A 14,614-nucleotide genomic window follows, 5' to 3' on the forward strand; every position below is an offset into this window, starting at 1 on the left:
GCAGGTTTAAATCTTAAACCTATTTACTTCAATTGATAACGCCTTAGCAAGTTCATCTAGCCTGTCGCTCACACTCACTAAAACGTGAGTCGCGTTTAAGGTTTCTTCACTAGAAGCACTAATGTCGTTGATATTGCGGCTGATATCCTCTACCACAACAGCTTGCTGCTCAGTGGCTGTGGCTACTTGGGTATTCACATCATTGATGGTTGAGATTTCGTGAGTAATCTTTTGAAGCAAGGCGTCAATCTCGTTGGTGGCTGTCACCACGTCATCGGTTTTTGTACGGCTTGTTTCCATTTGATCTACCGCAGACTTAGAGTCTTGCTGGAATTTATCAATTTTCACCTGAATTTCATCGGTAGCTTGAGCTGCTCGCTGAGCCAATGTTCGCACTTCATCTGCTACCACCGAAAATCCGCGACCATGATCGCCAGCCCGCGCTGCTTCAATAGCGGCATTTAAAGCAAGTAGGTTGGTTTGTTCTGAAATACCTCGAATAGTATCAAGAATGCCACCAATAGCGCTGGTATGTTCATCGAGAGACTGAATGACTTCAGACACCGATTGTATCTGTCCGCTTAAGTCTTGAATAGCCACGACGGCCTTTTGCGTAACTTGTCGGCCTTGTTCTGAGTTTGTATTTGCTTGATTAGCGTTTTGCGCCGCGTGCGTTGCCGATTGAGCTACTTCGCTCACTGTGCTGCCCATTTCAGTTAATGCTGCAGCTGCTTGCAACGTTTGGTCGCGCTGACTCTTGGTTGAGTGCTCGGTTTGTTGTGACTGACGGGTAACATCAGCTGCGGACAGTTTCAGCTCTTCACTGGCTTTCGCTACTTTGGAAATAGTGGCGTGCAAATGGTCGATGAATTGATTGAAACCTTCAACGAGGCGCGCAATCTCCTTTTGCTCTGGAATCGGTATACGTGCACGAAGGTCGCCTTCACCTTTGCCTAGCTGTTGGAAAATATCTGCAAGTGATTCAAGAGGCTTGGTTAATGTGCCGGCAAGCCAAATACCGATGAGCGCAAAGCCGCCAGCGATGATCAATGACCAAATAATGATTTGCTGACTTCCTGCATTTAACGACGCGTAAAGCTCACTCTCAGGAACCTGAGCGACAACATACCAACCAGCCTTTTTTACATAGGTGCTCGCATACAGCATGTTGCCTTTTTCTTGTTCGCTGGTAGCCATGGCGAAGTCTTGTTTAGTTAGCAAAGCCGCTGCAGTTTTATTGTCACTGACAGAGGCTAATTTAGCTTTACCTAACAGTTTTGTATCAGGATGAGCGATAATCGTTCCCGACCCGTCAACGAGATAGACAAAGCCAGTTTGCGCAATTTTAACGGCATTGATGATGGTGAGCAGCTCATCAACGGATTTTGCAACACCTGACATGCCGCTACCATTAATTTGCTGATAATTTGCAAACAGTCGATATCCTTGGCCAGGTTCATTGTACAAACTGAGAGAAATTGGCTCGCCGCTGTCTTTATAGGCGAAGAACCATCCGTCGAACTCGTCATTTTTTAAGGTGCGTAAGAAACCATCTTGATTCCAATACTTGTAGGTGTTTCTATCCACAAAAGAGGCAACGGTAAGATCGTTAAAACTCACAATGTCGTTGAGATAGTTAAGCAATCTGCGTTCGCCCGCTTTATCTGCACCGCTGGCCGACCACGCTAAAATATCCGGGTTTGAGGCAATGCTATGGGCAACGGTAAGCATTACGTTTGCTTCGCTATCAACCCGGTTACCTATTTGCTTTAACTGAGCGGGAAGCTGTAGCGTTTCCATGTTCTCTTTAACGAGGTCACGAGCAATCCACTGGCTAATAGAACCAACTAAAATAGATGCTGCTAGTACAGCAACAATGAGTGAAATAATGAGTTTTTGCTTTATACTGAAAGTCATCGCTTTCGACCACGTAAGTTAATGCTGATACACGTCAAGTAACGCAACGTCCGAATTAAAACTGCGTCATTTGGCAGAGAATACTCTGTGTCAGTATTCTGTGTCATTATTCATCTTGTTATAAAGATATTCTTATTTCACAGTTTGAAAGTATTGAATATCTCACTCTTATGACATAGCACAAGGTCAACATGACACAGTCCAGAGTAAAGTGTATCGGCCAATGTTTGTCAAAGTTAATGATATTGATAAACAATATTTCGTTTTAGATTGTGCGGCATAACTGACTGAAGGGTCAATGGAAAAAGCCGCCAATTTATGGCGGCCTTGTTACTAAAAAGTGACTGATGTAAACAGGGTGTTTACTCGTCGTTTGAATTCGGAATTGGGAATCCTCTATCGCGCATTAGTGCATCTACTTGTGCATCACGTCCACGGAATTTGCGATATGCTTCTGCTGGGTCCATCGCATTGCGAACAGAGAATAGGTATTTCACCAAGCGATCGCCAACTTCCTTATCGTAAAAACCGCCCGGGGCTTCCATAAAGGCTTCAGCTGCATCGGCAGTCAGTACTTCTGCCCACATATAACCGTAGTATGCAGCGGCGTAACCTTCACCTGAAAATACATGACCAAAGTGTGGAGAACGGTGACGCATAACAATCTCTTCAGGCATATCGAGTTTGTTTAGCTCTTCACGCTCAAACGCATCTGGGTCTATATCCTCAGGGTTGGTGGTGTGGTATTTCAAGTCCATGATTGCGGACGCCATATACTCTGTCGTCTTAAAGCCTTCGTTGAACGTTGATGCCTTTTTGATCTTCTCAACAAGAGACGCTGGAATGGGTTCACCTGTTTCGTGGTGCACTAAGAACTGATTAATCACCTCATCGGTAGTTAACCAGCGCTCGAGTAGCTGAGATTGGAACTCGGTGTAATCGCGAACACCAGAGTGCGAAGACGGATACTTAACGTCAGCAGATAGGAAGTGAAGGGCATGACCAAACTCGTGGAAATATGTTTCTGCATCATCCCAAGAAATTAGCGTCGCTTCGCCCTCTGCACCCTTTACAAAGTTAGAATTGTTTGACGATAATACCGTCTTCTTACCGTCAAACGTGGTGTACGAGCGATACGTTGTTGCCCAGGCTCCTGAACGCTTACCTTTGCGAGAGAATGGGTCAAGGTACCAAAGTCCGATGTGCTCACCGCTGTCTTTATCTGTTACTTCCCAAACCTTGACGTCTTCGTGGAATACAGGAACTTTTCCTTCTTCTACCGGAGTGAAGTTAAAGTTAAATAAACGACCGGCGACGTAAAACATTGCTTCGCGAAGCTTATCAAGCTGAAGGTACTGCTTCACTTCGTTTGAATCTAAGTCGTACTTATCTTTGCGTACTTTTTCTGCATAAAAACGGTAGTCCCAAGGCTTAATAGTAATATCTGCGCCTTCAGCTTCTGCAACTGCCTGCATGTCTGCAACTTCTTCTTCAACCCGAGCAATAGCAGCGGGCCACACTTTCATCATGAGCTCCATCGCATTTTCTGGGTTTTTCGCCATGCGATCTTCTAAACGCCACTGGGCATAGTTTTCATACCCAAGCAGTTCAACGCGTTCGTCACGAAGCGTTAATATTCGCTTGATGATTTTATTGTTATCGAAATCATCTGCGTTATCGCCGCGGTTATAATAGGTACGCCATACCTGTTCGCGCAGCTTGCGGTTTGTAGAATAGGTGAGAAACGGGTCCATAGAAGAGCGGCTATTAGTAATGGCGTACTTACCTTCTTCGCCTCGAGACGAGGCAGCGGCTTTTGCTGCTTTCACAAATGATGCTGGCAGGCCATCTAGCTGCTCTTCTGTGATGTAAGTCACATAATTTTCTTCATCAGCAAGCACGTTGCTAGAGAATTTGGTGTGCAGTGTCGCTAGCTCTTTATTAATTTCTGCGTAACGCTTTTTGCTTTCGCTATCTAGTGTTGCACCGTTGCGTGCAAAGCTGTTGTAGGTCATCCACGCAATACGCTGTTCTTCAGCAGTAAGCGATGATAGCTCGTCAGATTCGTAAACCGCTTTTACACGAGCAAACAGTTTTTCGTTCTGCGTAATTTTGGTAAAAAATGAAGACAAGATAGGAGACATTTCTGCCTGAATTTCGCGGAATTCTGGGCTTGATTTGTTCGCGCTCCAAATGCCGTAGTAGGTAAATACGCGGCCTAATTCTGCGCCAGCACGTTCCATTTCCACAATAACATTGTCGAATGTTGGCGGTGCGTCATTATTGGCGATAGCATCTATCTCTTCTAGATTTAACGCCATCGCTTTTTCAAGAGCTGGTTTTAAATCTTCTAGTGACATCTTGTCGAAGGCCGGCACGCCGCCGTACGGACCTGTAAACTCTTGCAGCAATACGTTGTCGAACTGTGCGGTACTCGATGAATCCATTCCCGCTGTTTCAGGTACTGGCGCAGCCGAGGTTTCAGCAACTTTTTGTTCTGAACATGCACTTAGCGCAACGACAACAGCCATTGCGGTGAGTGACGACTTAAAGTTTCTCATGAGGTTTCCTGTCTTTTGTTATGATTTTATACCTCTTTATTGGCGAGGTATTTTGACGTAGTAACATACTAAGGCAATGTAAATATAAGTTAAATGCTCTTTACCGTAATAGTAGGTTAACAGACCTTCACTGTTATGATTTATCCTTGCCAGTGTAGGGCGTATAAACCAACGCGTCTAACTCGTATGCAATTCATCGAAATTGATTAAATTTTGATTGCATTTTTAACCTTAAAAATTAAACTTCGCTCGTTCCATATCGCTATCGTTTATAGCGCCTTTTTACCCCCTGTTTTTTAAGTGAAGCGCGATGTTTGAATTTTTACTGCATGCCTTTCCAGTGGCGTTCGCACTGGGGTCTTTCTGGTCTAATACCGAGCGCAAGTTGCTCCTATTAAATCTAGGGTTATGCGTGGCCATTGGCTCTTTATTGGTATTTGAACAGGCGTGGGGAGGTGCAATAGTTATTACGGTGGCAGGACTGAGCACCAGTTACCGATTGATTAAGCAAAAGCTACTGTCTCCCATTGCTACTTACGTAACATTGATAGGTATGATGTGCCTCGTGCTTACCGTAAATAACCTAACGGGTAAAACGTCCTTTATTGAAACCATGCCCGTGTTTACGTTTATGGCATATCGGTTTGGTGAATTACATTGTAAAGAAGCAGGCTTGAGAATATGTATGATAGTGGGGTCTATTAACTTCACCTTGTACGGCATTGTCACCCAAACATGGGGACTCGCAATCACAGAAGCACTTTTTGCGGTATCGAACCTGTGGTATTACATGAAGCTTAGACGGGCCATGCGCGTAAGCCCGGTATAAAAAAGGGCTTATTTAAAAGCCCTTTCTACGAGTGATTCTTTGTCGGCGCTGTTTACTGGCGCTGCTAATTGGCAGTGCTTATTCCCAGTGCTTATTCCCAGTGCTAGGGATTAAGCGAACGCCTTTCACGCAAATGTTTCTGAGCTACATTGGCTTACGCAAAGACCACCGTTTTATTGCGGTGAATAATAACCCTGTCTTCTAAGTGGTATCGAACCCCGTGGGCCAATGCGGTTACTTCGCAGTCCTTTCCTTTGCGTACCATATCATTAGCGCTATCGCTGTGACTGATGCGTTTCACGCTTTGCTCAATAATAGGACCTTCATCAAGGTCTTTCGTCACATAGTGGCAGGTGGCACCAATCAGCTTTACGCCGCGATCGTAGGCCTGCTGATAGGGTTTTGCCCCAGCAAAGCTAGGCAAAAAGCTATGGTGAATATTTATCGCCTTGCCTCGTAACTGCTGACACAGGCTATCTGGCAGAATTTGCATAAAGCGCGCAAGCACAGTCAAGTCGATGGCATATTCGTTAAGCAGCGTGGATATTTGAGCAAACGCAGCCTCTTTGCCAAGCGCTTTGAAATCAACCCAATGAAAAGGGACTTTGTACCAATCGGCAAATTGTTTCATTTGCGGGTGATTACCAATAATAACCGGAATGTCACAATGCAGTTCACCCGTATGCCAGCGGTGCAGTAAATCAACTAAACAGTGAGATTCCAAACTGCCTAGTAGCGCTACTCGCTGCTTTTTCGATGAATCGGTAAACTTCCAATTCATCTGGTATTCATTTGCTAAGGGCGTAAATTCTTTAACAAAGCTTTCTGCATTCAGCGTTAAAGAGCTCGCGCCTATTTCGTGGCGCATAAAAAAGCGACCGGTTTGCAGGTCGGTATGATGGCTTGCTTCCACAATGGTGGCATTGTGGTCGGCTAAAAACTGAGACACATTTGCGACCAGACCAACTTGGTCTGGGCAATCAATAACTAATTTATATGTTTGTTGCATGAATATAGGCAGGTTCGAAAAACGTCACACCTTTTTACCTGTCAGCCTAAGGGATGTAAAGGGCTAGCGCTGTCTCTTTACATTAATCAATAGGCTGACATCACCAAGGCAGTTTTCTGGCGTTAATCTGTAATGCCCCTTCTCAGCTTTTCTCTAATTGAAATATTGTGCTCCAGTGACCAAGAGTCACGTATGGGGTAGGCCACACCTTGAGGCGTAGATACAGACTCGAACAAATGAAACGCGCTGGCCTGTACATCAATACTTGGAGCAAAAAGTGGCAGAGGCAATGTAGATGTTGCTTTTCTCACCATCGTGATGTGCGGCTTATACTCTTTTCCCTCTACTTCAATACCGGCGCTTCTCGCACTCTTTCGTGTGAGCTTTGCTAAGTTCATAAGCTCATTGGGAGGCGAACTTGGGGCGCTAAATAATATTTTAGGGCCGTTCCATATACCCGTCTCATCGAGTGTAAGCGTAAAGGGTTCGGCGGTAAGCGCATCTAACTCAGCCATAAGGGCCTCATGTTGGCGATAATCGATATCGCCTAAAAAGCACAGTGTCATGTGATAATTGGCTGCGGGAACAGCGTAAGGCACCCCCGGCTCATTTTTGTTAATGCTTTTGTTAACGGCGCTTTTTGTTTTTTTACCCCGTGTTTTGCCTTTATTTTTATTGCGTATACCGGTATCAGAGACTGCGTCGTTGCTTCTCACCAGGTTTTTTGTCATGTGCCGAGGCAATACTTCGGGCATTGCCTGCTGCCGCCAGCTATCTAAAGCGAGCTTTTCTGACGCATTTAAATCTAAACCTATAAAACAACGCATTCTTTATCCTTTGAGCTTTTATATTCAACATATCCTAATCGCTATGCAATTAGGATAAATCCAGATCAGTATTTGAGACAGTATACGACGCTAGCAGATAGTGATGAATGCTGTAATATGCGCTCAACGATTTGCTCTTATTTATCACCCTAGGTCATTACCTTGATTGAACGTCCTTATGTTAGATAACTTATCCCATTTACCCGCATTTTCTCTCGTCGACGGGTTAGCCAAAGAGATTGCTACCAATAATGTCGTGATTGGTGCGCCCCCTGGTGCAGGTAAATCCACGGTGCTGCCTTTGTCACTGTTAAATACAGCCCTTGATGGCAAAATATTGTTGATGCAGCCAAGAAGAGTGGTGGTAAGGAATTTAGCAGACTATTTAGCCAAGCAGCTTGGTGAGTCGGTGGGGGAAACCATAGGCTATAGAATACGGGGTGAAAGCAAGGTTAGTGCGCAAACTCGTATTGAATTAATTACTGAGGGCATACTGACACGAATAATTCAAAACGATCCTGAGTTAACAGGTGTCAGCGCAATCGTCTTCGATGAGTTTCACGAGCGCAGTATTCACAGTGACTTTGGCTTGGCACTGGCGCTAGAGGTGCAAGCGGGGCTTCGCGATGACTTACGCATTCTTGTTATGTCAGCCACTCTTGCCTTAGAGCCCCTTAGTCGCTTACTTGAGAAGCACAGTGCACTGCCTATCAGTCACCTTAACACTAAAGGGCGGGCCTACCCGGTTGAAATTTTCTATTACAAAGACACCTTTGCCAAAGACATCGTGGTGAATACCACGCAGGTGGTTAAAAATGCCGTCACACGTCACGACGGTGATGTGCTGGTATTTTTGCCAAGTCGCGCAACGATAAATGCCGTTGAGCGAGAGCTTAATTCGTTCAGTCAAAGTCAAGATATAGCGGTGTACCCGTTATATGGCGCGTTGGGGAAAAGTGCGCAGCAGCAAGCGTTAGTGGCAGATAGTGAGGGCCGAAGAAAAGTTATTTTGGCGACCAATATTGCTGAAACCAGTTTAACCATTGAAGGGGTTAAAGTGGTAATAGACAGTCTTTGGGAAAATAGTGCACAGTACCACCCTGCAAGTGATATGACACAAATAACAATGCAGAGAATTTCCCAAGCCTCAGCAACACAAAGAGCAGGACGAGCGGGGAGAGTCAGTGAGGGAGTGTGTTATCGCCTGTGCAGTCAAGCAAGTTTTGAGCGTTTGGAGCGCCACAGTTCCGCACAAATTGAAAAAGAGGATATTAGCAGCTTTTTGCTCGATACTTACGCGTGGGGAAGTAAGCCGAGTGAGTTAGCGTTGCTTACCCCGCCCACTGCCACTCAAGAAGCCATTGCTCAGAAAAAACTGCAGCGCATTCACTGTATTGACGAGAGCCTGTCGATTACAGCTTACGGAAAAAAGGTCGCAGAGTTACCTTGCCAGCCACACCTTGCCAATCTTCTTTTGGTTTGTCAGAACACAAATCCGTCTCTTGATAAATCCACGCAGGGCTTATTCAAAAATTCAGCAATAGGCTCACTAAAAGGTGTTTCAAAAGAAGCAATGCAGGCAGCCGCCCCTTTTGTGGTGGCATTGAGTGAGAGTGGAACTCTCGGGCAAAATACGCCGCTGGTGAGTGAATTGCTTCGTACATTGAGTTCAGCAGAACGGACACAAATAACCTCGCAAGCAAAGCGTTACGCGCGTTTTATTGGCATTGAAGGTAGTAGTTTATCCATCTCTGCACTAGACGATGACGCCATTGGTTTGTGTATAGCGATTGCTTACCCACTGCAGGTGGCATTTTTACGAGAAGCGAAGTCTTCATCGCACCAAAGTACAAGAAAAGCAGATGGGTCTGGCCATATTATTCAAGACTATAAGCTAGCAAGTGGAAAGGGAGCACAAGTTAGCGGTTTGTCATCAAAAGCCCCGCCTCAGTGGTTGGCTGTGCTACATGGGCAGCATATTGAAAATACAGTAAAAATTCGTCAGGCTCAGCCTATTTCAGAGTCGCTGCTGCGAGGCATATTTCCACATGCGTTCAATCAGCAGCAGCGCATCAGGTTAAATCGTGTCAGCGGTCTCATGGAAGCGCGAACCGTAACTGGGTTTTATGATATCGATTTAGATATTACGCCGGTCTCTAAAGCTGCGCGCTCAAAAGATAGTGCGTATTGGGAGCAGGCAACTGTCGAGGCATGGTTAGGCTACCTTCAGTCCTTAGCGTTTAAAGAGTGGCCATTGTCTGAAAGTGACTGGCAATGGTGGCGTCGAGTTAAATTAGCTGCACAGTACGAGTTACCTCAGCCCCAGTCCTTTGGTGAAGACGCACCGTGGCCTAAGTCGTTAAACGATGTTGTGCATCAAGCCAAAGAGGGTCTTACCGGTCATTTAGCGCGATGTTCATCGTTGAACATGTTGTATAAACTACCATGGAAAACAGCGCTCAATAATGGACTTACTTGGCCCCAGCAAGATGCTCTTGCAACGCTCTTGCCTATAACAGTACGCATTCCTACCGAGCGAGAAGCCGCCTTAGACTATCGGGAGAGCGGCGATGTAGTGCTGTCCGTTAAGTTAACAGAAATGTATTCTCAGTCTGCCCCCATTATTATAGGCAATGGTCAGATAAAAGTGGTGTGTGAATTACTTTCTCCTGCCGGACGGCCGCTTCAAAACACCAGTGATCTCGGTACATTTTGGGAAGGAAGTTACAAGGAAATTCAAAAAGAGATGAAAGGACGCTACCCTAAACATTTTTGGCCAGACAACCCCGCTATATCTAAGCCGACAACGAAAACTAAAAAGCATTTATAGAGAGGTCGTGTTGTTCTTTGCATAATGCTTTCACCGACGATAGTTTCACCGACAAAACTTTCATCGACAAAAGTTGTATGTTATTGCATACCTTTCCAGGTTAGTATTCACCCTCAACAGTCAGTGTAGACTTTAAATCTGATTGTTATCTGTTCGTTTTTACGTTGTGTCTTGAAGAATCATTCTTTGATATCACTTTTTAATCGTTTTTTTTCGTTTTTTGTCGCAAGTGTCATAAGTGTACTATATTAATTTATGGCATAACTGCTTTTTTAGGTGATAAAATAAGCGATAGCATAAATGTAGCGTTTTTTTGCGGTACTTGGCATTGTATACGTAACGCGTATTGAAAGCGTGTTGACCCAATGTGAGTGGTCTAAGTGCTATCACACGCTGTGTGAATCAACACTTATTTGGTTAGTTGGCATTGTTACAGGGGTAACAGTAAGGCGATGAGTAGACAATGAAGCCTGAGTTGCATTCGAAGATTTTGCTCGTAGACGATGAAACCAGCGTGCTTCGCGCATTAAGCCGCGTACTAGCGTATGCGGGTTACCAAGTCGTTACGTCCTCTTGCCCGAAAGGTGCCTTAGCTATGGTTAAGGCTCACTCTTTCGATGTCATTATTGCTGACTACCGTATGCCAGAAATGAACGGTGTCGCTTTTTTACGTAAGTCTCGTTCCCATCAACCTTTTGCCTGTCATTTTATATTAAGCGGTGATGCCGACATTGATGACGTTATAGAGTGCATGAACGATGATGTAGCAGAGCGCTTCTTGCGCAAGCCGTGGGACAATAAACGTCTGCTCGATGAAGTGCGTACCGGTGTTGAAAAACGGCATAAAAACCAAATTCTTAGTGTGGCAATGAACAATCAACTGCAGTTGCAGTGCCCCAATGAGTCTGCGGATTTTTCTGTAATAACTTCGTCTTCTGCTAACGGGTCACAGGCTCACTCCAGTCAAAATAACGAGCTACTGGAACGTCTAAAGTCTGCAGTTTTTGAAGATGAATTCAGTTTAGTTTATCAGCCAAAAGTATGTGCAAGAACGGGAAGAATTGTCGGGTTAGAAAGTTTACTGCGATGGACGAGTGCGGATTACGGCTCAGTACCACCAGCGATTTTTATTCCAGTCGCCGAAGAGGGAGATTTTATTCAAAAGATCGGCGAGTGGGTGTTAAGAGAAACGGCACGTTTTCAAATGCGATGGCAAGCATTTACCTTGCTAGACGGTTTTAAGCTTGCTTTTAATGTATCACCAAAGCAGTTACACGATGACAAGTTTGTCGACGTTGTAAAGGCCTTGATAGCTGAGGGAAACCTAGTTCCTGAAAATTTATGTGTGGAAATAACAGAGTCGGCCGCTATCGAAGACTTCGACGGGTGCTGTAAGCAGCTTAGGCGATTAGAAAAGTTAGGTATTGATGTTGCCATTGACGATTTTGGAACAGGACATACGGCTATCAACTATCTTCTTAATTTGCCGGCTCAAGTAGTTAAGATAGATCGTAGTTTAATAGCTGATGTAGATAGCGAAGAAAAGTGCTACAACGTGGTAAAAAACTTAGTGTCAATGGCGCACTCAATTGGCATGAAAGTGGTTGCAGAAGGGATAGAAGTATCTCAGCACGCGTTGTGTTTACGGGATATGGGATGTGAAGAATTGCAGGGCTATCATTATAGTAAGCCGCTCGCAGAAGAGCCCTTGTTGAAAGTACTGGCAAAACAGCCTTATTTAATCTGAGGAGATAGGATGTCGAGCAATCAGGTTGTCATTGTTGATGATGAAGAGCTGATCCTTAAATCGTTGAAGAGGGTGCTAAGAAGGTTAGCGCCTTCATGGTCAGTCCACATTTTTGCTTCCCCAAAAGAAGCCCTTGATAAACTACAGCAGGGTGAAATACAACCAGACCTCGTCATGTGCGACAGACTTATGCCAGGAACACGAGGTGATGATGTTTTGCTTGAGTGCAGAGCTCATAGCCCAGAGGCGATTCGATTATTAATGACCGGTGATACTCGGATTGATATGAAGGAGATAGTCGCTTCAAACGTACATATTTTTATTTCTAAACCCTTTGAGCACGGCGATATCAGCGATGTATTCAATCGAGTGATGCGCATAAAAGCACTCCCTCTAAAACATTCAGTAAGGCAGGCCCTTGGAAGGTTAAAAGGGTTGCCTGTACTAAATGAAACCTATCAGAAGTTAGACAGGCTCCTTAAGTGTGAGGACGCCGAACTTGACGAGGTGGCCCGAGTAGTAGGAAAAGACCCAACATTGGTGGCAAATGTGCTTCAAGCCGCAAACTCTCCTTTTCTTGGGTTTCGCGGGCAGGTCTCTTCTGTGGACAAGGCAGTGAAGCGACTGGGTCTGAATACCATTGCATCTATAGCGGTTGCCTCTAGCTTGAGTCAAACCTATAGCATTGACAGCAAAATGCACCGAGATGTCGTGGTACGTGCACTTTCCTCTGCCTATATTGCAACTCGACTGATGCAGATGCGAGGCTTTACGCGAGAGCAGGCAGAGTATGCATTTTCAATGAGTTTGCTTGCTTCTATTGGCGAACTGTATTTGGTGGATGCACCTGAAACTGCAAATGATGTTGGGCTGAAGTCATCAACGAAGCCGATTAGTGCACTTATCACTTACTATCTTCTCACCATATGGGGAATAGAGGAGCGGTTGGTGGAAGATATTCTTTCGGCGTCATGTGCAGTAGAGAGTACTTTGCGCTCTTGTAAGGAGTCAGAAAAGCCGCAAGAGTCAGACAATTTTGAAGAGTCAAAAGAATCAAAAAAAGCAGAAGGGCTTATAGCATCTCAAGTGTTCTATCTCGCCCGTCGCCTCGCGTGTGAGGATTTTGATGAAGCGCTGGCGGATGTGCTAAAAATGGACGAATTTGCCCAATGGTACCCAGCACTTAATGCGCTTAAAGAAAACCCGCCTGAGGACATTAATTTAGCTGTGCCTCAGTAATTATCACCAGCCTAATTGATTATCTTGGGTCCCGACTCAGATAACACGCATCACACTCAGCAATGTGCAGCCTCGGTGGTTTCAAAATTCTGGTTAACCCGAAATACGGGTTAATCAAAAATATTTCCGATGGCTGCTAAGACGAGCACTTATGCGGACTAATGATATTAAGAGTGTTTATCTAGCGTAACATCAAGAGCGCTCATCACATCTAGCCCTGGAAACCCATCAGCGATCATACTATTCGCTATTTGATAATTGCGAATACCTTCGCGGGTGGCGGGTCCTATAATTCCGTCGGGCTTACCCACATCGAAGCCTAGCGTATTGAGCTTGCTTTGTAGCGCAATGATGTCCTTTCGGCTGTAAGCAGGAAGGTCTGGCAATGTGGCTTTTATGCCTGAGGCTCCGGTGATCTTATCAGCTAAAACACCGACTGCGATGGCGTAAAACTCAGAATTGTTCCAACGCATGATCACTCTAAAGTTTTTATAGGCGATAAATGCAGGCCCTTCGTGACCGGCAGGTACTATGACATAGGCAGAGGTATCTGCATTACCCAGTTCGCTGCCGTCTGCTCGCATTACCCCAAGTGCGTTCCATTCGCTAAGAGGCTGGCGGTTTTTGTAGCCAGAAAGTCGATAGTCAAAGTTCTCAGGTAGCGTAATTTCCCGCCCCCATCGAAAACCGGCGTCCCATCCTAAGCTTGCAAGAAAGTTAGCGGCAGAAGACAGAGCATCTTCTTCACTGGCCCAAAGGTTAATTTGACCGTCGCCATCCCCATCTATGGCGTAATGAGTATATGCCGAGGGCATAAACTGAGTGTGCCCCATGGCGCCTGCCCAAGAGCCTACCATTTCTTCCCGTTCTAGCTTTTCTCTTTCAAACAGCTTAACCGCGACTAAAAACTCTTTTGTAAAATACGTGCTGCGGCGCTTATCGCAGGCTAATGTAGCCAGAGAATCGAGCACCGGCATCTTGCCTTTGTAGTTGCCAAAGTTTGTCTCTAACCCCCAGAATGCCAGTAGATAATGTGGCGGTACGCCATACTCGTCACTTAATTTGTGCAGTAAGGTTTTGTGCTTCGCGTACATTTCTTTGCCTTTATTTGTACGCCACTCGGTGACTCGTTTACTGAAGTAACCCGGAAAGGTCTGCACGAACTCGGGCTGACTTCTATCGTACTTAATCACGTTGTCTTGATGTACCAATGAAGGAAAAATGGCATCGATGGTTTGTTGGCTCACGCCTTGTTGCATCGCCTCTTTTTCAAGCGCCGCTGTGCAAGACGCGAAGTTTTCGTTCGCACTGGCAGATGAAATAGAAACACTTATGAACAACACGGCCAACGAGACAGATGAAATCATCCGGGTTACTGAGAACGCAGAGCGACCGGTTACAAACGGCATTGTCGGGCGAAAAATTGATGATGAAAAAGCTGAACGCATAGTAAATTTCCTTTGTTACTTGCTTGCATGCTATCGCATTGTGACTGCAAAGTGCGAGCTAAATTCCATTGTAGGTCAGGGTTTCGTGCAGCTGCCGTTATTTCGATGTTGGTTAGATGGTGGTTAGCTGTTGTTGCATTAAGGGCGCAGTGGTAATGTTCACTGCATAAATTTAAGGGACGGTAAGCGATACGCGCTTACCTTTTT

General features: G+C 45.2%; 9 protein-coding genes. 4 read left to right on the top strand and 5 right to left on the bottom strand.

The genetic code is table 11. The annotated features are described in order from the left end of the window. Window positions 1-6 precede the first annotated feature (6 nt). Entirely contained in the window at window positions 7-1,917 is a 1,911-nt protein-coding gene (locus V7R39_RS13450; protein ID WP_334031300.1) for a methyl-accepting chemotaxis protein, read from the bottom strand. Between the two features lie 362 nt (window positions 1,918-2,279). Then, entirely contained in the window at window positions 2,280-4,478 is a 2,199-nt protein-coding gene (locus V7R39_RS13455) for a M3 family metallopeptidase (RefSeq protein WP_334031301.1), read from the bottom strand. 310 nt (window positions 4,479-4,788) lie between these two features. Between V7R39_RS13455 and V7R39_RS13460 the strand changes: the two genes are divergently transcribed. Then, entirely contained in the window at window positions 4,789-5,307 is a 519-nt protein-coding gene (locus V7R39_RS13460) for a YgjV family protein (RefSeq protein ID WP_334031303.1), read from the top strand. A 154-nt stretch (window positions 5,308-5,461) separates the two neighbouring features. On the opposite strand, the gene purU is transcribed toward V7R39_RS13460, so the two are convergent. Continuing rightward, complete coding sequence (gene purU / locus V7R39_RS13465; protein ID WP_334031305.1) at window positions 5,462-6,316, bottom strand: formyltetrahydrofolate deformylase; 855 nt, start codon at window positions 6,314-6,316, stop codon at window positions 5,462-5,464. A 122-nt stretch (window positions 6,317-6,438) separates the two neighbouring features. Next, window positions 6,439-7,143 carry an RNA 2',3'-cyclic phosphodiesterase gene (gene thpR, locus V7R39_RS13470; protein WP_334031306.1) on the bottom strand — a complete coding sequence of 235 codons (705 nt, stop codon included), beginning with the start codon at window positions 7,141-7,143 and terminating at the stop codon, window positions 6,439-6,441. A gap of 178 nt (window positions 7,144-7,321) precedes the next feature. On the opposite strand from thpR, the gene hrpB reads away from it, so the two are divergent. From hrpB to V7R39_RS13485, 3 genes are all read left to right on the top strand, one after another. Further along, window positions 7,322-9,973 carry an ATP-dependent helicase HrpB gene (gene hrpB, locus V7R39_RS13475; protein WP_334031308.1) on the top strand — a complete coding sequence of 884 codons (2,652 nt, stop codon included), beginning with the start codon at window positions 7,322-7,324 and terminating at the stop codon, window positions 9,971-9,973. A 463-nt stretch (window positions 9,974-10,436) separates the two neighbouring features. Continuing rightward, window positions 10,437-11,720, top strand: a complete 1,284-nt coding sequence (locus V7R39_RS13480) for an EAL domain-containing response regulator (RefSeq protein WP_334031309.1) — start codon at window positions 10,437-10,439, stop codon at window positions 11,718-11,720. A 9-nt stretch (window positions 11,721-11,729) separates the two neighbouring features. After that, on the top strand, window positions 11,730-12,959 hold the full coding sequence (locus tag V7R39_RS13485; RefSeq protein ID WP_334031311.1) for an HDOD domain-containing protein: 1,230 nt from the start codon (window positions 11,730-11,732) through the stop codon (window positions 12,957-12,959). 167 nt (window positions 12,960-13,126) lie between these two features. Here V7R39_RS13485 and V7R39_RS13490 read toward each other — a convergent pair whose 3' ends face one another. Then, on the bottom strand, window positions 13,127-14,326 hold the full coding sequence (locus tag V7R39_RS13490; protein ID WP_438823547.1) for a lytic murein transglycosylase: 1,200 nt from the start codon (window positions 14,324-14,326) through the stop codon (window positions 13,127-13,129). Window positions 14,327-14,614 lie beyond the last annotated feature (288 nt).

It is taken from the genome of Alteromonas sp. P256 (assembly GCF_036864455.1).
Lineage (GTDB): Bacteria > Pseudomonadota > Gammaproteobacteria > Enterobacterales > Alteromonadaceae > Alteromonas.

Excerpts from the sequence above, each read along its gene's own strand:
- V7R39_RS13450 (WP_334031300.1), bottom strand. The coding sequence starts at position 1,917 with ATGACTTTCAGTATAAAGCAAAAACTCATTATTTCACTCATTGTTGCT.
- V7R39_RS13455 (WP_334031301.1), bottom strand. The coding sequence starts at position 4,478 with ATGAGAAACTTTAAGTCGTCACTCACCGCAATGGCTGTTGTCGTTGCG.
- V7R39_RS13460 (WP_334031303.1), top strand. The coding sequence starts at position 4,789 with ATGTTTGAATTTTTACTGCATGCCTTTCCAGTGGCGTTCGCACTGGGG.
- purU (WP_334031305.1), bottom strand. The coding sequence starts at position 6,316 with ATGCAACAAACATATAAATTAGTTATTGATTGCCCAGACCAAGTTGGT.
- thpR (WP_334031306.1), bottom strand. The coding sequence starts at position 7,143 with ATGCGTTGTTTTATAGGTTTAGATTTAAATGCGTCAGAAAAGCTCGCT.
- hrpB (WP_334031308.1), top strand. The coding sequence starts at position 7,322 with ATGTTAGATAACTTATCCCATTTACCCGCATTTTCTCTCGTCGACGGG.
- V7R39_RS13480 (WP_334031309.1), top strand. The coding sequence starts at position 10,437 with ATGAAGCCTGAGTTGCATTCGAAGATTTTGCTCGTAGACGATGAAACC.
- V7R39_RS13485 (WP_334031311.1), top strand. The coding sequence starts at position 11,730 with ATGTCGAGCAATCAGGTTGTCATTGTTGATGATGAAGAGCTGATCCTT.
- V7R39_RS13490 (WP_438823547.1), bottom strand. The coding sequence starts at position 14,326 with ATGATTTCATCTGTCTCGTTGGCCGTGTTGTTCATAAGTGTTTCTATT.